Here is a 21,361-nt window from a genome sequence, read left to right on the forward strand (position 1 = left end):
ATTACTGATAATGAAAAGAAGAAAAAGGATGATGATGAATATTCTGGTAGTATTAGGATTAACATTGATTGTTTGGATAGTGCTTACTGTCATTGTGGGTAAAAAAGGGCCAGAAAAGTTTGCTATTGTAGGAGCAGTTAGTAGTGATCAGAAGGCACTTATCGTTTACGACCCTGATCCGATTTATAATCTTGATGAAAAGGTAAGCAAATCATTTGCAGAAGGCTTATCAGAGAAAGGATGGGGATCAAAAGTGGTAACAGTAGCTGCTGCCAAAAATTTTGAGAAAGAGTTTTTTGATTTATATGTATTCTGTGCAAATACTTATAATTGGCCCCCTGATAAAGCAATTCGTGACCATATAAAAAATATTGATTATTTACAGGGAAAGCATGTAGTTGCGATCACTTTAGGTAGTGGCTCTACAAAAAGATCTCAACGTTTGCTCGAAGAGTTGATCAAACAAAAAAAAGCTACACTTATTGATTCAAGAACATTTTGGTTAATGAAACCCAATACCGAATCAAAAACAAAAAGATCAAATAGTAAAATAGCTGTAGAAATGGCAAATAATTTTGGAAGAGAAATAGCTGAAAGAATTAGTAATTAACCTAAAATAGCCATGGTTTTTTTACTAGTTGATTTATACTTAGATAGATATTGTTTTTCTGTTTTTACAGTTTCCAAAATTTAAGTTGCTTTTCAAATAATTCTTACACAAAATGTACCATTATGAAAACTCTAATCGTTTACTTTTCCTTTTCTGGAAACAATGAATTATTGGCTAAAGATGTAGCCAAAGACCTAGAAGCCGATCTGTTGCAAATCACCGAACCCAAAAAGCGAGGGATTTTCAGGATTATGTTAGACATGTTGTTTAATCGTTTTCCTAAGATCAATGAACTAAACATTTTATGGGATGAATACCACCATATCGTTTTGATGGCTCCCATCTGGAACTATATTATAGCGCATCCGATGAAGACCTTCATCAAAAAAAGTAAAGAGGATCTTAAAAACTATTCATTTATAACGTTGTGTTCTGGGCGTGATACACAAAAAGAAAAGATTGCAGCTCAATTAGAAAAATTAGCACGCTATGAACCTAAAGTAATAATAGAATTCGAGACACGAACATTCATTACTCCAGAACAAGAGAGTAAAGGCGCTTATAAAGTAACTCAAGAAGATCTAACAAGATTAAAAAAAGCAGATGCGTATCATAACTTCTTAGAAACATATATAACCAAAAAAGAAACGGCATAAACGAGGTGTATTGTGAGGTTATTTTAATACTACTTCTACTTTTGGTAGAGTTCGTCTTGTTGAGTGGTAATCTTTATTGGGGTACAAGAATTAATAATGTTTGGATTAGATTTGATCTTGATCCAATTTTTGATGGTCTTCTTTAAAGAGTATAGAAAATGAAAAAGCTCATAAATATAATGTTTATGAGCTTTTATAGGAACTAAATAAATCCCTTGCGGAGAATGAGGGATTCGAACCCCCGGAGGTGTGACCCTCAACAGTTTTCAAGACTGCCGCATTCGACCACTCTGCCAATTCTCCAGTGTTTAGTCTCATCAGGTATTCCCTGAATGCGGGTGCAAATATAAAACCTTTTTTAATTCTAAAAAGAAAAATTTAAAATAATTTAAGAGATATTTTCTTTAAAGATGGTATTCCCTTAATCATATAAGATGAATTGAGTATATTGTGCTTTATTAATTAAATTGTTACATGAAAAATACTATAATACTAGTTGGCTCATTTATAGTCTGTTGTTGTGGAACTTCACAAAATTCTACATCTACTAATCCAAAAATAGATTCACATACTAGTGTGAATACAGAATTAACCGCGGTTACTTATGCCGAAAGCATTACGGCCAAAGAATTAAAAGAATATTTATACGTTTTTGCAGGTGATGACTTCGAAGGACGTGATACAGGAGAACCTGGTCAGAAAAAAGCCGCAGAATATTTAAAAAAGCAATACCAAAGAATGGGTATTCCTTCTCCTTTGGGAGGAGATGATTACTATCAGGAAATCCCAGAAAGCTATTTTAGAGGAGGTATTAAGTCTTCAGAGAATGTATTGGCATTTATTGAAGGTACAGAAAAACCCGATGAGATTGTAGTGATTTCTGCGCATTATGATCATGTAGGAACCGATAAAGAAGGTAATATTTATAATGGTGCCGATGATGATGGTTCTGGAACAGTAAGTATATTAGAAATAGCAGATGCCTTTATGAAAGCAAAGAAAGATGGGAAAGGACCAAAGAGATCTATTTTGTTTTTACATGTTACAGGTGAGGAAAAAGGACTGTATGGGTCAAAATTTTATACAGAGAACCCTGTTTTTCCTTTAGAAAATACAGTAACAGACCTCAACATAGATATGATAGGAAGAATTGATAAAAAACATGAGGGAGAGGATAAAAACAACTATGTATATTTAATCGGTAGTGATCGGTTAAGTACAGAATTACACAATATCAGCGAAAAAGTAAATGCAGAGCATACCAAATTAGATTTGGATTATACATATAATGCTGAAAACGATCCTAATCGATTTTATTTTAGAAGTGATCATTACAATTTTGCAAAACATAATATTCCTATCATATTTTATTTTAATGGAGTACATGAGGATTATCATAAATCAACCGATACACCAGATAAAATAGAATATGAACTCATGACTAAAAGAGCAAAATTAGTATTTTATACTGCTTGGGAGGTAGCGAATAGAACAGAGAGAATTATTGTTGATGGTGCTAAAGAAGGTGAATAACGAGATGTTAAAATAAAAACACCAAACTATAATAAAATAAAAAAAGCCCTTAAAAAAGGGCTTTTTTGTTTTTAGGGGTGGAAGACGGGATTCGAACCCGCGACCCTTGGTACCACAAACCAATGCTCTAACCAGCTGAGCTACAACCACCATTTAATTTCGGGTGCAAAAATAAAGTATTTCTATCTATCTACAAACATTTTTTTGAATTAAATTAAATCAAAAATAGAATCGACTGCTACATAGCGTTCTACGGTAAAGCCTTCGGCATGATGTACCCCTATTATTCGTCCTAAATCGGCAGCACGATACTTTACGCTTTCAATAAAATTCTTGCTTGAGATAGGAGTAACAGGCTCTTTACTTCCGGCATCGTAAAATTGGGAAGTATATGCCATAACGCTTTCTATCTTTTTATCTATATAACTACTAATATCTACTACAAAGTCGGGTTCAATATTGGCCCATTGTATATAGTGATATACTTGTTTGGGCCTCCATGGATCTTGATTTACACCATCTAGAGTGGTTTCAATTTTTTTCAATCCAGACAAAAAGCAAGAATCACTAGCTAGTTTACTTCCTTTGCCATGATCTATATGGCGATCTACAATTGCATTACAAAGTACAATTTCGGGTTTATATTTTCTTATTTTTTTTATAACCTCTAATTGGTGATCTTGATCATTTGTAAAAAAACCATCTTTAAAACCTAAATTTTCACGGGTAGCAACCCCTAAGATTTTAGAAGCATTTTTTGCTTCCTGATCTCTAATTTCGGGAGTACCTCTTGTTCCTAGTTCTCCCCGGGTAAGATCCAGTATTCCAACTTTTTTACCTCTACTAACTTCTTTGGCTATGGTTCCTGAGCAACTTAGTTCTACATCATCAGGATGAGCTCCTATGGCTAGAATATCTAACTTCATATTTTAATGTTCTAATTCTGGGACTTTTACTTTTTCTATAGCTTGTTGTATATCTTGCATTAAATCTTCTTTTTCTTCAATTCCTACGCTCAATCGTAACAATCCATCTTTAATTCCTTGTAAATTTCGTTCTTCTTCGGTGAGTAACGCATGTGAGGTAAGGGTAGGGGATAGCATAGTGCTTTCAACTCCGGCAAGACTCATAGAGCTTTTAATTAGCTTTAATTCTTTTTGAAATTTACTGGCATCTATAGCTTCTTTTAATTCAAAAGATAACATACCACCGTAACCTGTCATTTGTTTTTTAGCAATTTCATGGTCGGGGTGTGATTTCAACCCAGGATAATAGACCATAGCGATATCTTCATGCTTTTTAAGCCATTTAGCAAGTTTTAGCGCATTCTTATTTTGGCGTTCTACTCTAATACCGAGTGTTTTTATACTTCTCTCTAACATCCATACTGTAAAGTCGCTTAAACTACCACCAAAGTTTTTTGCAACCTGAAAAATCTGATCGATATTTTTCTCGGTAGAGATAACAGCTCCAGCCAGAATATCACTATGACCTCCCAGGTATTTGGTAGCAGAGTGAATAACGATGTCTATACCAAATAGAATTGGGTTTTGATTTACAGGAGACGCAAAAGTGTTATCTATAATAGTAACGATGTTATTTTCTTTTGCTAAATCAGCAATAGATTTAATATCAATAATTGTTAATAGAGGATTAGAAGGTGTTTCTATATAGATTACCTTGGTATTAGCTTGTATTTTTTGTTTAAAACCTTCTGGGGTTTGAGCATCTACATAAGAAAATTCTATACCATGTTTTTTAAACTCTTCATTAATAAGATTAGCAGTTCCCCCATAGAGTGTACGTTGTAAAACAATATGATCTCCTTTCTGTAAAAATGCAAATAGTGTAGTACTTATCGCTGCCATACCACTACCAAAAATCAGAGAAGATTCTCCTTTTTCGAGCTTAGCTATTTTTTTAGATAAAGCTTCTTGATTGGGAGTGTTAAAATATCTGGGGTAACGTTTTACATCTACATCTTCAAAAGCATAGGAGGTAGACATATATATTGGTGATATAGCTCCTTTAAATTGTTCATCTTTAATTTCGCCATGATGAGTGCAGATGGTATTAAACCCTATATTTTTTGTATCCATAATGAGTGTAGTAAATCTTATAGTTATCGCATCTAAATTAAGATTTTCAGAAGAAATCAAATAAGATTTAACAGATTAAATGATCGAATATAACAGATTTCGTTTCACCCTTTTTGATTGGGTTATATCATTTTTACTTTTGAGATGTTTCTCATTATTGTCTGGAAGAATTGTTGAGTGTCATAAGGTTTTATGATTACATCATTCATGCCTACTGATAAGGCTTGATTTCTTATTTCTCCTTCTTCAACAGCTGTTAGTGCTATAATCGGAATATTGGTATTAAAAGTTCGTACTACTTTGGTGGCTTCAAGACCATTCATTTCGGGCATGTTTATGTCCATCAATACCAAATCAAACTTTTCATTTTTTAACATTTCGATAGCATCCATACCATTGTTTGCAATATTACAAGTGTATCCTTTCTTTTTAAGGATGTTTTGAGTGACAATTTGATTTATTTTATTGTCATCTACAATAAGAACATAGAAATTGCTTGTTCCGATACTTAAGTTTTCTCCTGTTTTTAATGAAATCTCTTGTTCTTTTACAGCTTTTTCATAATAGAGATCAAAATAGAATTCAGATCCCTGGTTTTCTTTACTTTTTATATGAATTTCACTATTATGAAGATGAATTAGTTTTTTAACAATTGCTAACCCTAATCCTGTACCTTCATATTCTTGATTTTCGTTCTTTACCTGAGCAAAGTTGTCAAAAATTGTTTGTTGCTTATTTTTAGGTATTCCTATTCCATCATCTCTAACAATAAAGCGTAAAATATAATTATCTTCTTTATTATCGATACATTTTACATTAACCCAAATGTTTCCATCTTTGGTAAATTTAAGAGCATTACCGATTAGATTTATTAGAATTTGTGACAATCTTACCGAGTCTCCTAGTAAAGTGGTATTTATTTTTTTGTCTATCTCAATATGAACCGTATTGTTGTTGCTTTTTTGTTTGGTATGAAGAGAATTAACAATTCCTTCTATTAGTGTTCTAATATCAAAAGATACTTTTTCGAGTTTAACTTCATTGGTTTCTATTTTACTTAACTGTAAAACATCATTAATTAAAGCTAAAAGGTAATCACCAGAAAACTTTAAGGATTCTAGATATTCATTAGTTTTCTTTTTATCAGGATTTTCCATTAATAGGGACGTAAGTCCAATTACGCCATATAACGGTGTTCTAAGTTCGTGACTCACGGTAGAGATAAACTGGGATTTTAAAGTAGATACTTGCTCTGCAGTTTCTTTGGCACTTATTAATTCTTTGTTTTTGTCTAGTAAGTCATTGTTAAGCCTTTTCTTTTGTATATTATTCTTATAAGAACTAATTAAGAAAGCTAGTGATATTAGAATTAGTATAATACCCAGAATAATACTGATCCTCCATTTTACGACTTCTGATTCACTTTCTTTTTTCTCAGATTCTGCTTTTTTTGCTCTTTTTTCAAAAATATCAACCTCATACTTAATATTGGCACGTCTAAGCTCTTTTAATTTCTTATGATTGTTTGCCTGTAATATATTTTGAAATTGTTTTTTCTGATAGCTGTATGCCTTTCGGTAATCATCTTGTTTAACGTATAAACCAGATTTGGTTTCGTAAGCAGAAGCTAACTCTTCATAATATCTAGAAATTAGCTCATCGTTATTTTCTTTATTTTTAGTTTCACCAATGGCATATGATATTGCTTTATCTGTGTATTCTTCTGATTTTATAAACTTTCGTACACTAAGGAAATATTTTCCTAAAAGACTATTTAATTTGGTTTTATCCAGATTTGAAGATTTTTGGTGAATCAACTTTCTTGCTGGTGCCAGATATTCATAAGAACTGTCAAAATCATTTCTGGAAATATAATATTCCCCAAGATTTAATAATGGGCGTATCATCCTTATGGTATCTTTTAATCTTACAGCAAACTCATAAGATTTTTTGTAATACCCAACTCCTTGTTTACGTGTAAGATTGTGCTTAGTGTATACTCGTGCAAGATTATTATATAGATCTGTTTCTAATACTTCACTCTTCGAGCTTCGGGCATAGGTTAATGCTCTTCTATAATATTTTCTAGCTTCATTATCATCTTCACTGGTTTCATAATTTTTGGCAATAATATTATTTATATACCCAAGACTCTTATCATCATTATTGTATTGCGCATAATGAAGTGCAGCTTGGGCTATTTCCAAAGACTGTTCATACTTATATTCTTCCTGTAATTTTTCGGCCTTTTCGATATAACTTTGAATACTATCAGAAGTTATAGAAGATTGAGATTGTACAGAAAGAGTAAAGCTTACTAAAAATATTATAGTTATATGTTGAATAAAATATTTCAACGCTTAATAATTCTTGGTTTATTTACGTTGACGAAAATACAAAAATAGATTTAACACAGTGTAATTCACCGTAAAAAAAGTGCTATTTATCCGTAATTTTTGTAGGTAAACGGATGTTTGTGTAGGAATTTGACTCGTTTTGTAAAAAAACTTTCTATGATTAGAAAAAACTATTTAAATATAAATAATTAAAATTATAGAGTAATTATTGTTCTATAAGTAGGTGTATATTTGCGTTGTCAAAAATTAATCAATTATAAATTTTAAAAAATAAAAAAATGGCATTTGTAGGTAAAAAATTCCCTAATCTAGACGTTGATGCAATGAACGATATGGGAGATACTTTTAAACTTAATGTTTTAGAAGAAGCTAAAAATAAAAATAAAAAAGTATTGCTTTTTTGGTACCCTAAGGATTTTACATTTGTTTGTCCAACAGAATTACATGCTTTTCAAGAGGCTTTAAATGAATTTGAAAAAAGAAATACAATTGTAATTGGTGCTTCTTGTGATACTCCAGAAGTTCATTTTGCATGGTTAAATACATCTAAAGATAACGGAGGTATAGAAGGAGTAACCTATCCAATTCTTGCAGATTCTAACCGTAATCTTGCGAGTACATTAGGTATCCTTGATATCACAAATGAAACTTACAATGAAGAAACTGGTGTTGTAACTGTAGAGGGAGATAATGTAACGTATAGAGCTACTTATTTAATCGATGAAGAAGGTACAGTTTTTCATGAAGGAATAAATCACATGCCTGTTGGTCGAAATGTAGCTGAGTTTTTAAGGTTGATCGATGCATATACACATGTACAAAAAAATGGAGAAGTGTGTCCTGCAAACTGGGAAGAAGGAAAAGATGCAATGAACGCAGATAGAAAAGGAGTAGCTTCTTACCTGGCAACTCATTAATAGACAATCCTAATTAAAAATTTCTCTGGGCAATAATCCCCAGAGAAATTTTTTCTAAACTTTAATTCAAATACTATGGTGCAAGAACTAGCAGCAGATAATCTTTCACAGTTAATACAAGATAATGATACTGTGATTGTACAGTATTCTGCCACCTGGTGTGGTAACTGTCGGATTATGAAACCAAAATTTAAAAAACTGGCTTCAGAAAATAATGATACAACTTTTGTTATCGTTGATGCCGAAAAATATCCTGAATCCAGAAAACTAGCTACGGTAGATAATCTTCCGACATTTGCTGCATTCAAAAGCGGAGCTTTTGTGAATCAGGTTCAAACTAATAAATTTGATATTCTAAAAAATTTGGTAGATGAAGTTACCGGTAATTAAACACCTTACGAGCTTTATCGAAGAAAACGATGAAGATTTTATCGTAGAAACTATTGAAACTCTAGAAGCTTTAACAGAAGTACCTTCATTAAAAGATGAAGAGTTGGATGTTATCGGAGAGCTAATCTCTAATATGTATGGCGCCCTAGAGGTTGATAAAATGATCAAAGAAGGTACTCCAAAAAAAGAAGCTCTAAATAGCTTTATGAAAAGAGTCCTTGGATCTATAGATACCTGAAAAATAAAAAAACCTACCATAAGTAATTGTAGGTTTTTTTATTTTCTAAAAACTTTATTAATATTACAATATAATCTTACTAATTTTATAACTCTTAAAACAACAATCATTTATTATGGCTTCAATAACATTAAAAGGAAATACAATTCACACTAGTGGAAATTTACCAGAAGTAGGACAAAACGCACCAGATTTTGAAATGGTGAATGCTGATTTATCTACTGCAAAATTATCTGATTATAAAGGAAACAGAGTAGTTTTAAATGTTTTTCCTTCTATAGATACAGGAATTTGTGCAGCTTCAGTAAGAGCATTTAATAAGGAAGCAAGCAATTTATCAAATACTAAAGTATTGTGTATATCACGCGATTTACCCTTTGCCCAAGATCGTTTCTGTGGAGCAGAAGGATTAGAAAATGTGATTAATCATTCTGATTTTAAAACAGGAGAGTTTGGAAAAAACTATGGACTAGAAATTGTAGATGGACCATTACAGGGGTTACATTCTAGAGCAGTTATTGTTCTTGATGAGAATGGAACCGTTTTATATACAGAACAAGTGCCAGAAATAGTACAGGAACCAGATTATTCTGCTGCACTCGAAATATTGTCTTAGTATCTTATGAGTAAAGCATTAAAATTTGTAGTTGGCAGATTGCGAGGTTGTGGTTATGCTTTTAAAGGAGCTCTGTTGTTGATCAAAACAGAACCAAGTATACAAGTACAGGTTGGGATTGCAATAGTAATGACAATATTAGGTTTTTATTTCAATATTACTTCGATCGAATGGATTTTGCAAATTTTTGCTATTGGATTGGTAATGAGTGTTGAAGGGATAAATACCGCAATCGAAGCAATCGCAGATTTTGTTCATCCAGATTTTCATAATAAGATAGGGGTTATAAAAGATATAGCCGCGGGAGCTGTTTTTATTGCTGCAATTACAGCTATTATAATTGGATTGTTAATTTATATCCCTTATTTAGTTTAGAAAATTTTTTAGTCATTTTTACGTTCCAATATAGATATTCGTATTTTTGCGATAAGATACCCAAAAAATGGCCAAAAGAAAGGTAAGTACAAAAAGGAAAACAACAAAAAAACCAAAGACTTCACTAAAAGAAAAATTTACGTTATCAAGACAACAGAAAGTTGTCTTAGGTAGCTTCTTATTCTTTTTGGGGATAGGATTATTTTTTGCTTTTGTTTCGTTTTTCTTTAATTGGAAAATTGATCAAAGTGAAATATCACAGTTTTATAATAGAACATCATCTCCAAAAAACTGGTTAAGTAAATTTGGAGCTACTGTAAGTCATTTCTTTATTTTTAAAGGATTTGGAATTTCTGCATTAATCATTCCCGTGTTAACCTCATTAACAGGAGTGTATTTATTCTTTGACCTCAATAAAAAGAAATTATTTGGGTTTTGGTTTTGGGGAGGACTAGTCATGCTATGGATATCCGTTGTTTTGGGTTTTGTAGAAAAAGGTGGTGGGTTATTAGCTGGTATTATAGGGTATGAAACTAATGATTTTTTAAGAGATTATATAGGTTTTATAGGTACTGTTCTGGTACTTGCCTTTTTTGCAATAGTATATATTGTAGTACGACTAAGATATACTCCCGAAAAAATATCTGATTCTTTAAAAAATACCCAAAAAGCTATAGCAAAGGATTTTGAAGTAACCCCAGAAACGAATAATAGCCAAACTGTATCCACCACTCCTATCTCTGATAGCTCTAGTTCTAGTATTAAAGAAAAAATAGATTCAATCATTGCTAAATCCAAAGAGGTTACTAAAAAGAAAGAGGATAAAAAGCTAAATGAGAAGGAAGACACAATTAAAAAAGATAATAATACCGAGGAGATTACATTAAACCCTACAATTAATGATTTTTATGGAGATCCGAATAATCGAGATAATGAGGTCCCAGAAAAGCTAATCATAAAATCAGAAGATAATCCCGAGGATATCGCAATGGAAGTCGAAACTACAGTAGAAGAAGAAGTGGTTGGAGACCTAAGTGCTAAGCTGGTTAAAGATTTTGGTGAGTTTGATCCAAAACTAGAGTTAGGAAACTATAAATTTCCGGCAATTACTTTATTAAAGGATTATACCACACAATCGGGAGGAATTACCATTGACCAGGGAGAATTAGAAGAAAATAAAAACCGTATTGTAGAGACGCTTAAAAATTACAAAATTGAAATAGCGCAAATTAAAGCTACCGTTGGTCCTACAGTAACATTGTATGAGATTGTACCCGAAGCCGGAATTCGAATTTCTAAAATTAAAAACCTCGAGGATGATATTGCATTATCATTAGCAGCTCTGGGAATTCGTATCATTGCTCCTATACCTGGTAAAGGGACTATTGGTATAGAAGTACCTAATAAAAAAGCCACTATCGTATCGATGCGATCTGCAATCTCTTCTTCAAAATTTCAGAATGCAGAAATGGAATTACCATTATCTTTGGGTAAAACGATTTCGAACGAAACATTTGTAGTGGATCTTGCCAAAATGCCTCACCTTCTTATGGCAGGAGCTACAGGGCAAGGAAAATCTGTTGGGCTTAATGCGATACTTACATCGTTACTTTATAAGAAGCATCCCGCAGAAGTAAAATTTGTTTTAGTAGATCCGAAAAAAGTAGAACTTACATTGTTTAATAAGATAGAACGGCATTATCTGGCCAAACTTCCTGATACAGAAGAGGCTATTATTACAGATAATACTAAAGTAATTAATACACTTAATTCTTTATGTATTGAGATGGATGCTCGGTATGACCTGTTAAAACAGGCAATGGTTAGAAATATTAAAGAATATAATGTAAAGTTTAAAGCAAGAAAATTAAATCCTGAGAACGGACACAAGTTTTTACCCTATATTGTACTTGTAGTAGATGAATTTGCAGATCTTATTATGACTGCAGGAAAAGAAGTAGAAACTCCTATAGCCCGACTGGCTCAATTAGCTCGTGCTATTGGGATACATCTTATTATAGCTACTCAACGACCATCTGTAAATGTAATAACAGGTATGATCAAAGCTAATTTCCCTGCCAGAATAGCATTTAGAGTGACTTCTAAAATAGATTCTCGTACAATTTTGGATACAGGAGGAGCAGATCAATTAATTGGTAGAGGAGATATGTTGTATACACAAGGAAATGATGTTGTAAGAATACAATGTGCCTTTGTAGATACTCCAGAAGTAGAACGAATAACAGATTATATTGGTAGTCAAAAAGCATACCCAGATGCACATCTGTTGCCAGAATATCTGGGTGAAGAAAGTGGCACAAGTCTTGATATAGATAAAAAAGATAGAGATAAACTTTTTGCTGAAGCTGCAGAAGTAATTGTAACAGCTCAACAAGGATCGGCGTCTTTATTACAAAGGAAATTAAAATTAGGGTACAATCGAGCAGGTAGATTAATAGATCAATTAGAAGCTGCAGGAATCGTTGGCCCTTTTGAAGGAAGTAAAGCAAGACAGGTTTTAGTACCTGATTTAATTTCGCTTCAGCAGTTACTGGATAATGAGTAATTGGTTGGTTTATAATATGATAATGGTAATTAGTAATTAAAGAAGAATAAATAAAATGATAAAAAAGGCTATATTTTTACTATTTGTATTGGGTATAACTACTGCACAAGCCCAAAGTGCCAAAGATCTTTTGGATGAGGTTTCCAAAAAAGTAAATAGCTACACCAATATTGTTATTAACTTTAAATATGCTATTAATAATAAGGCAGAACATGTTGCCCAAGAGACCAGAGGAGATGTAACGTTACAAGGAAATAAGTACTTACTTAATATCATGGGCACCAAACGTATGTATGATGGTAAAAAGTTGCATGTAATTGTTCCAGAAGATGAGGAAATTAATATTTCTTCTCAGGATGAAGATGATGGAACAAGCGTAACCCCTTCAAAAATGTTAACTTTCTATGAAGATGGATATACCTATAAAATGGATATTGTTCAGGATGTAAAAGGTAGGAAAATTCAATATGTAAAATTGATACCCATTGATTCAAAAAGCGATTTAAAAGAAATATTACTTGGTATTGATAAGCAAACAAAGCATATTTACAAAATGATTCAGAAACAAAATAATGGTACTAATGTTACAATTACGGTGAATAGTTTTAAAACGAATCAACCGCTTTCAGAAACATTATTTGTATTTGATAAATCAAAATATGAAAATTATTATATCAATCGCTTAGATTAGAAAGAATTAAGACATAAAGAAATATAGGTATAAAAAAGAACGGGTGTAAAAATTTACACACGTTCTTTGGTTTTAATTAATGTATATTTTTAGCGTTTAGAAAATAGAAAACGAGTGAAGATTTTAGATCGATATATTTTAACAACTTTTGTAAAGACATTTTTCCCGCTCTTTGTAATTATTATGTTTATCCTTTTATTGCAAACAATCTGGTTGTTTATATCAGAGCTGGCAGGAAAAGATCTCGATTTTTCAGTAATAATAAAATTTTTGACGTTTGCAACACCTAGATTGATTCCCATGGTTTTGCCACTAACTATTTTGTTAACGTCTATTATGATTTTTGGGAATTTTGCCGAGAATTATGAGTTTGCCGCGATGAAATCTTCAGGGATATCCTTACAGCGAGCTATGAGAACCTTATCTGTTTTTATCTTTTTTGTAGGGATAGGTGCGTTTTTATTTTCAAATACAGTGATCCCGTCCTCGGAGAAAAGATTTATAAATCTTCGTAAAAATATTGTTAAAGTAAAGCCCGCAATGGTAATAACCCCTAATCAGTTTAACGACTTGGGGGATATAAATATAAAAGTAGCAGAAAAATATGGTGATAATGATGAGTTTCTTAGAGATGTTATCATTCATAAGAAAGCTGCTAGACCCGGTAATTTTACAGTTATAAAAGCTGTAGGAGGCGAGTTAAAAGGTAATATCAATTCTGATTTAATCACCTTAATCCTTAATGATGGTAATTATTATGATGAGATTCAACAGAATTCGCCTCAAAAAAGAAATAGATTGCCTTTTGCCAAAACACATTTTAAAAAATATGTTCTTAATATAGATTTGTCATCCCTGGGTAATGTAGATATGGATGAACAACAATATAGCAAAGGGTATAACATGCTTAATGTTAATGAGCTAAAGGATCAGATAGATACATTATCTATTGAGGTTAATAAGAATGTGAAGAATATGACGGTTGAAATTGATAGAATGATTGGATTTGAAGGGTTAAATAGAAACATTAAAATAGTTGATTCTCTTCCAAAAACAAGTAATGATACATTGCAGATTATAGATTATTTTAATACACTTAAAAAAATACAGATATACCAGATTGCTTCGTCTACCGCTGATGGAGTAATAAGAAAACTAAATTCTACTCAAAAAAATCTAAGTTTTAGGAAAAGAGCATTGAATAAATACGAAATGTCATTGCATGATAAATTTGCTTTAGGAATTTCGTGTATCTTATTGTTCTTTGTTGGAGCTCCTTTGGGAGCTATCATTCGTAAAGGAGGGTTAGGGCTACCAATAGTTATCGGAGTAGTGCTGTTTTTGACCTATCATTTTATTGGAATCTTCGCTAAAAATAGTGCCGAAGAGGGAGGAATCCCTCCATTTGTGGGCTCGTGGCTTTCTACATGTATTATATTTCCATTAAGTATATTTCTAACATATAGAGCAACTACAGATCAAGGAATTTTTAATCTGGACACTTTTATTCAGCCAATAAAGAATTTCTTTGCAAAACGATCTTCTAAAACCAAAAAATAGATTTCTTTTTAAATATCTTTGCCGGTAATAAATTTAAGAGTATGATTATGTCACAAGCAACTAATACCACAAACAAAACGAAACTGAATACCATTCAAGAAGCCATTGAAGACATTAGGCAGGGAAAGGTGATTATTGTGGTAGATGATGAAGATCGTGAAAATGAAGGAGATTTTATTGCTGCGGCAGAGAAAGTAACTCCAGAGATGATCAATTTTATGGCAACCCATGGCCGCGGATTGATTTGTGCTCCACTTACAAAAGATCGTTGTGAGGAGTTAAATCTCGATATGATGGTGCAGAACAATACTGTATTACACGAGACTCAATTTACTGTATCGGTAGATTTAATAGGGCATGGATGTACCACAGGAATTTCTGTGCACGATAGAGCCAAAACCATAAATGCATTAATCAAGGAAGATACAAAACCTCACGACCTGGGAAGACCAGGGCATATTTTCCCGCTCAAGGCGAAAAATGGAGGAGTATTAAGACGTACAGGGCATACTGAAGCGGCTGTAGATTTAGCAAGACTTGCAGGTTTTAAACCGGCAGGGATTTTGGTCGAAATTTTGAACGAAGATGGTACTATGGCGCGTTTACCTCAATTAGTAGAGGTTGCCAAGAAATTTGATCTTAAATTAATATCGATAGAAGATCTGGTAGCATATCGTATGCAGCATGATTCTCTGATCGAGAAAAAAGAAGATTTTGATATTACTACACGTTTTGGAAATTATAGACTTAGGGCGTATAAGCAAACAACTAATGATCAAGTGCATATTGCCTTAACATTGGGTTCTTGGAAAGAAAATGAACCTGTACTTACCAGAATCAATTCTACATTATTTAATAATGATATTCTGGGGACACTAACCAATAATGCCGATAAACGCCTGGATGCTATGTTTCAGCGTATTAATAGCGAAGGTAAAGGGGCGATAATTTTTATTAATCAAGAAAGCCAATCGCTTAACCTTTTAGGGCGTTTAAGTGCTTTAAAAGAAATTCAAAATGGAAAAGATGTCGTAAAAGCACCAAAAATAGCTATGGATAGCAAAGATTTTGGTATTGGAGCACAAATTTTACATGATATTAATATTCATAAACTACGATTAGTTTCTAATACGGTACAACAAAAACGTGTCGGAATGATTGGATACGGATTAGAAATCGTAGACTATGTAGGGTATTAAATAGATACCTTATATCTTATAATACACTTTTTACAAGGACACCTTTTAAAGCTTCAACCATTTTTGAGGCTCTATTTGCTACTTCTGTTTCAGACCAATTTAACTTGATTAAGCAAGAAATAGTACGACCCATCCATAGATCGCTTGCATCAAACGGCCTATTGTTTTTTTGTAGCCCTGATTGTATTTCCTGAGAAAACTTACTAAGAGATTTTTGTTCTAAAAGGTGCTCCCATTTTTTATAGTAATGCCAATTATTGTCGAACCAATAAAAACAAGCATCTACACCATTTTCTCCCAAGGCTTTATGTGCTTTTCTGGCTATATCTTCTGTAGGTAAAAATATATTTAGAAAGGAATAATTTTCTACCCCTGTTTCTGGCACTCTTCTAAAGGAAACTTCGGGAACTTCTGCCAGAGCATTGCGTAGTATAGTATAATTTTTTTCTTGGATTGTTAATGTATGATCTAATTTTCTTAGCTGTGCAATCCCCACTGCTGCATTTAATTCAGATAACCTATAGTTATATCCTAAGAAAGGATGTGTTTCTGCACCACGATCATTACCAACATGATCGTGACCATGATCCTGGTATTTGTGTGCTCGATCTGCAAATGTTTCAGAGTTGGTAATGATACCACCACCTTCACCGCAGGTAATTGTTTTAACGTAATCAAAAGAAAAACAACCCAAATCTCCATAACTTCCTAATGGTTTTCCATCGTAAGTAGCTCCGATAGCCTGGCAAGCATCTTCTAATAGAATAAGGTTATGTTTATCACTAATTGCTTTTAACGCGCCAAGATCTGCCATAGATCCGCACATATGCACAGGCATAATTGCTTTAGTTTTAGGAGTGATTGATGCTTCAACAGCTTTAGGGTCTAAGGTAAGTGTGTCGTCTATATCACATAGTACTGGGATCGCTCCAACAGATAATATAGCTTCAAAACTTGCTACAAAAGTAAATGTAGGCATGATTACCTCATCTCCAGATCCTATACCGGCACATGCCAATGCAACTGTTAAAGCCGCCGTTCCGCTAGAAACTACCTGAGCATATTTGGATTGCATTCTGCTTGCTAAATCTCTTTCTAATTCTAATGCTTTATAATGACCATTTCTCATAGGATCAAATCCATATCGCATTAAAACTCCATTATCTAAAACATCCTGAACTTCTTTTTGTTCTTCTGCACCAAATAACTCAAATCCTGGCATAAGTATAGTGTTAAATTAAAAACTCTTTCCAGCAAAAATACCGAAAAGAGTTTTGATTTTACAGTGGTTATTCTAGATTTTTTTGATTATACCGATACTTAATATTTTTTGTAGTGTTAGTTTAAATGTAAGAAACCAAAACTTAGAAGGTAATGATAGTATCTGTAATTGGGCGTCTTACTTTTTTTAACTCAGAAAACATATCATCTTCTGCTCGATACCCAATTGGTAATACCAGTACCGATGTTAACCCTAAGTCATTAAGATTAAGGAGTTCATCGTATTTTTCTGGTATAAAACCTTCCATAGGACAAGAATCTATTTTTTCGATCGCACATACGGTAAGTATATTTCCCAGTGCCAAATATGCTTGTTTTGCAGCCCAGTTTGATATCTCTTCGGGAGATTTATAAGTAAAAGAATCTACGAGTTGTTCTTTAAAAGGTTTTAATATTTCTTCGGGAGTATCCCTTATCTCTTTTACAGTATCAAAATACTTGGATATGTATTGTTCTCCAATTGTTTTTTCGATACAAAATACTAATACATGAGACGCATCAGCAACTTGTTGTTGATTCCAGGAATGTGTGGTGAGTTCTTTTTGCAAGTCTTTATTCTTAATTACCACTAGTTTTAATGGTTGTAAGCCATATGAGGTGGCAGTAAGGTTAAAAGCTTCCGTTAGTGTATCTATTTTTTCCTGAGAAACAATTTGCTTAGTATCGAATTTTTTGGTGGCATAACGCCAATGTAAACTTTCTATAATATCCATTCGAAGTTTTTTTAAGTATAAGGCAAAGATAGTATGATAAGATTTACCTTTGACAGATAAAATGATAAGAAAAAACTATATCACAATTGTATGAATGCTATAGAAGAATTAATTAATAAATCTGAAACAAGAATCTTTAAAGCAGTGTTTCCTAATACGACCAACCATTACGAAACTTTGTTTGGTGGTACGGCATTACAGCTTATGGACGAAGTATCTTTTATTTGTGCTACTCGTTTTAGTAGAAAAAAAGTAGTTACCATATCTACAGATAAAATTGATTTTGAAAAACCAATACCCGAAGGAACCATTGTAGAACTTGTAGCAAGAATTGCAGAAGTAGGTAGAACCAGTTGTTTGGTAAAAGTCGATATTTACAAAGAAGATATGTATAGCTATGATAGAGAACTAGCAGTTACTGGACACTTTAAGTTTGTGGCTATAGATAATAATAAAAATCCAATTCCTATAGTTGACAAATAGTACTTTTTGGACTAACTATTTTTAATTTCCAGATTCAAAAATAGAAAGATTGCATACGCATTCATCATAAAAAATCATAGCCGTTTCTATATGGTCTATGTAACTAAAGTTTGCTAATTTATCAAGAATAAAAGATCTAAGATCATCAGAATCTTTTACTCCAATGTGAATCATAAAGTCAGTATCTCCTGCCATATGATAAAACTTAATAACCCCCTTAAGTGTTCGTATTCTTTTGATAAAAGAATTTATAATTTCTCTTTCATGCTTTTTTAAACGTATAGCTACTATTACTTGCACATTGATTCCTAATTTTTTTAAATTAAGATCAGCATTAAAAGCTTTAAAAAAACCTTCTCTGGTTAATCTTTTTAATCGTTCATGACAAGTAGAGGGGGCAATATCTAACTCTGCAGCTACCTCTTTGTTTGAAAGCCGAGCATTATTTTGTAATAGGTTCAAAATCTGAATATCCTTCTGATCTAACTTCATATTTACTATCTATTTAGAATTTATTTCGTTTTTACTGAAATTTAATATGAATATAATTCATATAATTTGTAAATATAGTGAATTTTGTTCGTGAACTTATAAAATTAAATTCAAAAATGAATATAGGTATAATAGGGTTGGGTACCGTAAGTAGAGGTTTTTTAGAAATTCTGGAACAAAAAACAGATTGGATTTCTCAAAAATTTGGAAGTGATATCAAGGTTGTAGCTGTCAAAGATATTGCAAGAGGAAACATATATAATCCCCAGGGAATAAATATTAGTGAACTTTTAGATAAACTAAATAATGGGGAAAAGATAAGTGATACTTCATTAAAAGATGGAGACTCTCTTTCTGAAATAGATAGTGTAGACCTTATTGTAGAGGCAACATATAGTGATTATACAACAGGAGATCCTGCATATACTTTTATCAAAGATGCTCTTACAAACGGTAAGCATGTAGTTACTACAAATAAAGGACCGGTTGCATTGCATTATACAGAGCTAAATAAGTTAGCAAATGATAATCAGGTGATGTTACGATATGAAGGTACTGTATTAAGTGGTACTCCTACATTTTCATTAATTGAAGAATGCCTTGCCGGAGATGATATCGTAAGTATACGAGGAATTCTTAATGGTACAAGTAATTATATACTATCAAAAATGTCTCAGGGAGACTCTTTTGAAAATGCGTTAGGAGTTGCTCAGGAAAAAGGATATGCAGAAGCAGACCCTACTAATGATGTTAAGGGATATGATGCAAGAGGAAAAGTAGCTATACTTTCTCATAAAGTTTTTGGTGTTGATCTGGGATTAGATAACATACCTACCGTAGGTATAGATACTATTTCTAAAGAACAGCTGGATACTGCAAAAAAAGAAGGGAAAAATATTCGCCTTGTAGGTAGCTTAACAAAAACTGGAAAAGCTATAGAGGCAAGAGTACAGCCAGAAGCTTTGGATAACGAAGATGCGCTATCAAATATTGGAGGTGTTACTAATGCAATAGAAGTCTCTACTGCATATTTAGGAAAACTTATGGTCACAGGACCCGGAGCCGGGAAGCTTGAAACTGGTTACTCTGTATTCTCAGATGTATTATCTATAATTAAAAATAGTTGAGGTATGATAAGCACTTTAGATAAGATTGATACTATGAAAATGTTGATTGGAGAAAATTGGATAGAAAGCTCAACAAAATTACCGGTATTAAATCCGTATTCAGGAAAAGAGATGTACGCTGTTTCTTGTGCTGATGCAGATCATGTGCAGAAGGCTTTAAAATCTGCAGAGTTAGGAAAAGAGATATCAAGAAATCTATCACCTTATGATAGAAGTGAAATTATCGCCAGAGTAGTTGTTTTCTTAAAAGAAAGGAAAGAAGAATTTACTCAAATCATAGTAAACGAGGGAGTTAAAACCAAAATTGAAGCTGCCAAAGAAGTAGATAGATGTATCAATACATTAACTCTTTGTAGTGAAGAGGCCAAAAGACTTACGGGAGAAACTGTGCCTTTTAGCGCATTTGCCGGGGCCGCTTCGAGAACAGGGTATTATGTACACGACCCAATTGGTATCATTACTGCAATTACACCGTTTAATGATCCCCTTAATTTGGTGGCTCATAAATTAGGCCCTGCAATAGCCTCGGGTAATGCGGTTATACTTAAACCGTCAGATTTCACTCCAATTTCTGCAATAAAACTAAGTGAGTTGTTTCTAGAGGCTGGTTTACCTTATCATATTCTAAATATCATAACCGGGCCGGTAAGTAATTTTGGGAATACATTAATTACAGACTCGCGTATTAACATGGTAAGTTTTACAGGGGGGACAAAATCCGGAGAGGCGATCATAAAAGCTGCTGGAATTAAAAAAGTAGCGATGGAACTTGGTTCGAGCTCTCCGGTAATAGTCATGGATGATGTTGATATAGATGCCGTTGCAGAAAACTGCATAGAAGGTATGATATGGGCAGCGGGCCAAAACTGTGTAGGCGTAAAACGAATGTATGTTCATGATGCGATCTATGATGCGTTCAAAGAAAAAGTAATTACCCTGGCGAAATCAGTAAAAATAGGTGACCCAAGTGATGCTAATACAGATATGGGACCTATTATTACTCAAGAAGCAATTGGTGTTATAGAGAACTCAATTTCCGATTTAAAAAATTCTGGTTACCAGGTTTTATGTGGAGGAAACCGGGTAGGTAACGCTTTTGAAGCAACACTCATCGAAGGAAACCATGACCATCCCCTAAATGGTAAACAAGAAATCTTTGGACCTGTAGCAACAATTTCCAGAATAAGCTCATTAGAAGAAGGTATTAAAGCAAGTAATGATTCTCCTTACGGATTACATGCAGGAATTTTTACAAATTCGATCGAAGCAGCATTTAAGGCAGTTAACCAATTGCAGTGCGGTGGAGTTATGGTTAATGATTCTTCTGATTACCGAATCGATATGATGCCTTTTGGCGGAATTAAACAAAGTGGTATTGGCCGGGAAGGCGTAAAATCTGCTATACGGGAAATGACCACAACTAAAATTGCATGTTTTAACCTTTAAATAAATAATAGA

The 21,361-nt window shown here is 32.9% G+C and carries 21 protein-coding genes and 2 tRNA genes; 15 read left to right on the forward strand and 8 right to left on the reverse strand.

Features of this window, described 5'->3' with window-relative positions; all coding sequences use genetic code 11:
* The first annotated feature begins 10 nt into the window (after nucleotides 1-10).
* A complete protein-coding gene (locus tag Z053_RS0110175; RefSeq protein ID WP_025664911.1) occupies nucleotides 11-610 on the forward strand; it encodes a flavodoxin family protein in 600 nt (199 codons plus the stop codon).
* Between the two features lie 122 nt (nucleotides 611-732).
* Nucleotides 733-1,266: a flavodoxin family protein gene (locus tag Z053_RS0110185; RefSeq protein ID WP_025664912.1), complete on the forward strand. Its 534-nt coding sequence runs from the start codon at nucleotides 733-735 to the stop codon at nucleotides 1,264-1,266.
* 218 nt (nucleotides 1,267-1,484) lie between these two features.
* Here Z053_RS0110185 and Z053_RS0110190 read toward each other — a convergent pair.
* Nucleotides 1,485-1,569, reverse strand: a tRNA-Ser gene (locus Z053_RS0110190).
* A 171-nt stretch (nucleotides 1,570-1,740) separates the two neighbouring features.
* Here Z053_RS0110190 and Z053_RS0110195 point away from each other — a divergent pair.
* Complete coding sequence (locus Z053_RS0110195; protein WP_025664913.1) at nucleotides 1,741-2,799, forward strand: M28 family metallopeptidase; 1,059 nt, start codon at nucleotides 1,741-1,743, stop codon at nucleotides 2,797-2,799.
* 75 nt (nucleotides 2,800-2,874) lie between these two features.
* Here Z053_RS0110195 and Z053_RS0110200 read toward each other — a convergent pair.
* From Z053_RS0110200 to Z053_RS0110215, 4 genes are all read right to left on the reverse strand, one after another.
* Nucleotides 2,875-2,950, reverse strand: a tRNA-His gene (locus Z053_RS0110200).
* A 58-nt stretch (nucleotides 2,951-3,008) separates the two neighbouring features.
* Entirely contained in the window at nucleotides 3,009-3,725 is a 717-nt protein-coding gene (gene bshB1 / locus Z053_RS0110205) for a bacillithiol biosynthesis deacetylase BshB1 (RefSeq protein WP_025664914.1), read from the reverse strand.
* Between the two features lie 3 nt (nucleotides 3,726-3,728).
* Nucleotides 3,729-4,898 carry a trans-sulfuration enzyme family protein gene (locus tag Z053_RS0110210; RefSeq protein ID WP_025664915.1) on the reverse strand — a complete coding sequence of 390 codons (1,170 nt, stop codon included), beginning with the start codon at nucleotides 4,896-4,898 and terminating at the stop codon, nucleotides 3,729-3,731.
* Nucleotides 4,899-5,020: 122 nt separating this feature from the next.
* Nucleotides 5,021-7,255 (reverse strand): tetratricopeptide repeat-containing hybrid sensor histidine kinase/response regulator, encoded by a 2,235-nt coding sequence (locus Z053_RS0110215; RefSeq protein ID WP_025664916.1) that lies wholly within the window; start codon nucleotides 7,253-7,255, stop codon nucleotides 5,021-5,023.
* A 278-nt stretch (nucleotides 7,256-7,533) separates the two neighbouring features.
* Here Z053_RS0110215 and Z053_RS0110220 point away from each other — a divergent pair, with 278 nt between their 5' ends.
* The 9 genes from Z053_RS0110220 (at nucleotide 7,534) to ribB (ending at nucleotide 15,807) form a co-directional block, all read left to right on the forward strand.
* Complete coding sequence (locus tag Z053_RS0110220) at nucleotides 7,534-8,172, forward strand: peroxiredoxin (RefSeq protein WP_025664917.1); 639 nt, start codon at nucleotides 7,534-7,536, stop codon at nucleotides 8,170-8,172.
* Nucleotides 8,173-8,247: 75 nt separating this feature from the next.
* Nucleotides 8,248-8,562: a thioredoxin family protein gene (locus Z053_RS0110225; RefSeq protein ID WP_025664918.1), complete on the forward strand. Its 315-nt coding sequence runs from the start codon at nucleotides 8,248-8,250 to the stop codon at nucleotides 8,560-8,562.
* A complete protein-coding gene (locus tag Z053_RS0110230; protein WP_025664919.1) occupies nucleotides 8,543-8,800 on the forward strand; it encodes a DUF6952 family protein in 258 nt (85 codons plus the stop codon). The genes Z053_RS0110225 and Z053_RS0110230 overlap by 20 nt, the downstream gene beginning before the upstream one ends.
* A 115-nt stretch (nucleotides 8,801-8,915) precedes the next feature.
* Nucleotides 8,916-9,416: a thiol peroxidase gene (gene tpx / locus Z053_RS0110235; protein ID WP_025664920.1), complete on the forward strand. Its 501-nt coding sequence runs from the start codon at nucleotides 8,916-8,918 to the stop codon at nucleotides 9,414-9,416.
* A 6-nt stretch (nucleotides 9,417-9,422) separates the two neighbouring features.
* The gene (locus Z053_RS0110240; RefSeq protein ID WP_025664921.1) at nucleotides 9,423-9,791 is read left to right on the forward strand and encodes a diacylglycerol kinase; all 369 of its coding nucleotides are present in this window, start codon (nucleotides 9,423-9,425) and stop codon (nucleotides 9,789-9,791) included.
* 67 nt (nucleotides 9,792-9,858) lie between these two features.
* Nucleotides 9,859-12,357, forward strand: a complete 2,499-nt coding sequence (locus Z053_RS0110245) for an FtsK/SpoIIIE family DNA translocase (protein ID WP_025664922.1) — start codon at nucleotides 9,859-9,861, stop codon at nucleotides 12,355-12,357.
* Between the two features lie 58 nt (nucleotides 12,358-12,415).
* Entirely contained in the window at nucleotides 12,416-13,048 is a 633-nt protein-coding gene (locus Z053_RS0110250; RefSeq protein ID WP_025664923.1) for a LolA family protein, read from the forward strand.
* Between the two features lie 114 nt (nucleotides 13,049-13,162).
* Nucleotides 13,163-14,608: an LptF/LptG family permease gene (locus Z053_RS0110255; RefSeq protein WP_035095782.1), complete on the forward strand. Its 1,446-nt coding sequence runs from the start codon at nucleotides 13,163-13,165 to the stop codon at nucleotides 14,606-14,608.
* A 47-nt stretch (nucleotides 14,609-14,655) separates the two neighbouring features.
* Nucleotides 14,656-15,807 (forward strand): 3,4-dihydroxy-2-butanone-4-phosphate synthase, encoded by a 1,152-nt coding sequence (gene ribB, locus Z053_RS0110260; protein ID WP_025664925.1) that lies wholly within the window; start codon nucleotides 14,656-14,658, stop codon nucleotides 15,805-15,807.
* A gap of 16 nt (nucleotides 15,808-15,823) precedes the next feature.
* Here ribB and Z053_RS0110265 read toward each other — a convergent pair whose 3' ends face one another.
* Nucleotides 15,824-17,029 carry a DegT/DnrJ/EryC1/StrS family aminotransferase gene (locus Z053_RS0110265; RefSeq protein ID WP_025664926.1) on the reverse strand — a complete coding sequence of 402 codons (1,206 nt, stop codon included), beginning with the start codon at nucleotides 17,027-17,029 and terminating at the stop codon, nucleotides 15,824-15,826.
* Between the two features lie 142 nt (nucleotides 17,030-17,171).
* Nucleotides 17,172-17,801, reverse strand: coding sequence for an NAD(P)H-dependent oxidoreductase (locus Z053_RS0110270; RefSeq protein ID WP_025664927.1), 630 nt, complete (start codon nucleotides 17,799-17,801; stop codon nucleotides 17,172-17,174).
* 90 nt (nucleotides 17,802-17,891) lie between these two features.
* Between Z053_RS0110270 and Z053_RS0110275 the strand changes: the two genes are divergently transcribed.
* Complete coding sequence (locus tag Z053_RS0110275; protein ID WP_025664928.1) at nucleotides 17,892-18,284, forward strand: acyl-CoA thioesterase; 393 nt, start codon at nucleotides 17,892-17,894, stop codon at nucleotides 18,282-18,284.
* A gap of 21 nt (nucleotides 18,285-18,305) precedes the next feature.
* On the opposite strand, the gene Z053_RS0110280 is transcribed toward Z053_RS0110275, so the two are convergent.
* Complete coding sequence (locus tag Z053_RS0110280; protein WP_025664929.1) at nucleotides 18,306-18,776, reverse strand: Lrp/AsnC family transcriptional regulator; 471 nt, start codon at nucleotides 18,774-18,776, stop codon at nucleotides 18,306-18,308.
* Between the two features lie 116 nt (nucleotides 18,777-18,892).
* Here Z053_RS0110280 and Z053_RS0110285 point away from each other — a divergent pair, with 116 nt between their 5' ends.
* Both Z053_RS0110285 and Z053_RS0110290 read left to right on the forward strand, forming a co-directional pair.
* Complete coding sequence (locus tag Z053_RS0110285) at nucleotides 18,893-19,903, forward strand: homoserine dehydrogenase (protein ID WP_025664930.1); 1,011 nt, start codon at nucleotides 18,893-18,895, stop codon at nucleotides 19,901-19,903.
* A gap of 3 nt (nucleotides 19,904-19,906) precedes the next feature.
* Nucleotides 19,907-21,349, forward strand: coding sequence for an aldehyde dehydrogenase family protein (locus Z053_RS0110290; protein WP_051476025.1), 1,443 nt, complete (start codon nucleotides 19,907-19,909; stop codon nucleotides 21,347-21,349).
* The last annotated feature ends 12 nt before the right edge of the window (nucleotides 21,350-21,361 follow it).

This window comes from Aquimarina megaterium XH134, from assembly GCF_000520975.1.
Classification (GTDB): Bacteria; Bacteroidota; Bacteroidia; order Flavobacteriales; family Flavobacteriaceae; genus Aquimarina; species Aquimarina megaterium.

Excerpts from the sequence above, each read along its gene's own strand:
- Z053_RS0110265 (WP_025664926.1), bottom strand. The coding sequence starts at position 17,029 with ATGCCAGGATTTGAGTTATTTGGTGCAGAAGAACAAAAAGAAGTTCAG.
- Z053_RS0110185 (WP_025664912.1), top strand. The coding sequence starts at position 733 with ATGAAAACTCTAATCGTTTACTTTTCCTTTTCTGGAAACAATGAATTA.
- Z053_RS0110285 (WP_025664930.1), top strand. The coding sequence starts at position 18,893 with ATGAATATAGGTATAATAGGGTTGGGTACCGTAAGTAGAGGTTTTTTA.
- Z053_RS0110270 (WP_025664927.1), bottom strand. The coding sequence starts at position 17,801 with ATGGATATTATAGAAAGTTTACATTGGCGTTATGCCACCAAAAAATTC.
- Z053_RS0110195 (WP_025664913.1), top strand. The coding sequence starts at position 1,741 with ATGAAAAATACTATAATACTAGTTGGCTCATTTATAGTCTGTTGTTGT.
- Z053_RS0110225 (WP_025664918.1), top strand. The coding sequence starts at position 8,248 with ATGGTGCAAGAACTAGCAGCAGATAATCTTTCACAGTTAATACAAGAT.
- Z053_RS0110220 (WP_025664917.1), top strand. The coding sequence starts at position 7,534 with ATGGCATTTGTAGGTAAAAAATTCCCTAATCTAGACGTTGATGCAATG.
- bshB1 (WP_025664914.1), bottom strand. The coding sequence starts at position 3,725 with ATGAAGTTAGATATTCTAGCCATAGGAGCTCATCCTGATGATGTAGAA.
- Z053_RS0110240 (WP_025664921.1), top strand. The coding sequence starts at position 9,423 with ATGAGTAAAGCATTAAAATTTGTAGTTGGCAGATTGCGAGGTTGTGGT.
- Z053_RS0110280 (WP_025664929.1), bottom strand. The coding sequence starts at position 18,776 with ATGAAGTTAGATCAGAAGGATATTCAGATTTTGAACCTATTACAAAAT.
- tpx (WP_025664920.1), top strand. The coding sequence starts at position 8,916 with ATGGCTTCAATAACATTAAAAGGAAATACAATTCACACTAGTGGAAAT.
- ribB (WP_025664925.1), top strand. The coding sequence starts at position 14,656 with ATGTCACAAGCAACTAATACCACAAACAAAACGAAACTGAATACCATT.
- Z053_RS0110175 (WP_025664911.1), top strand. The coding sequence starts at position 11 with ATGAAAAGAAGAAAAAGGATGATGATGAATATTCTGGTAGTATTAGGA.
- Z053_RS0110230 (WP_025664919.1), top strand. The coding sequence starts at position 8,543 with ATGAAGTTACCGGTAATTAAACACCTTACGAGCTTTATCGAAGAAAAC.
- Z053_RS0110245 (WP_025664922.1), top strand. The coding sequence starts at position 9,859 with ATGGCCAAAAGAAAGGTAAGTACAAAAAGGAAAACAACAAAAAAACCA.
- Z053_RS0110210 (WP_025664915.1), bottom strand. The coding sequence starts at position 4,898 with ATGGATACAAAAAATATAGGGTTTAATACCATCTGCACTCATCATGGC.
- Z053_RS0110275 (WP_025664928.1), top strand. The coding sequence starts at position 17,892 with ATGAATGCTATAGAAGAATTAATTAATAAATCTGAAACAAGAATCTTT.
- Z053_RS0110290 (WP_051476025.1), top strand. The coding sequence starts at position 19,907 with ATGATAAGCACTTTAGATAAGATTGATACTATGAAAATGTTGATTGGA.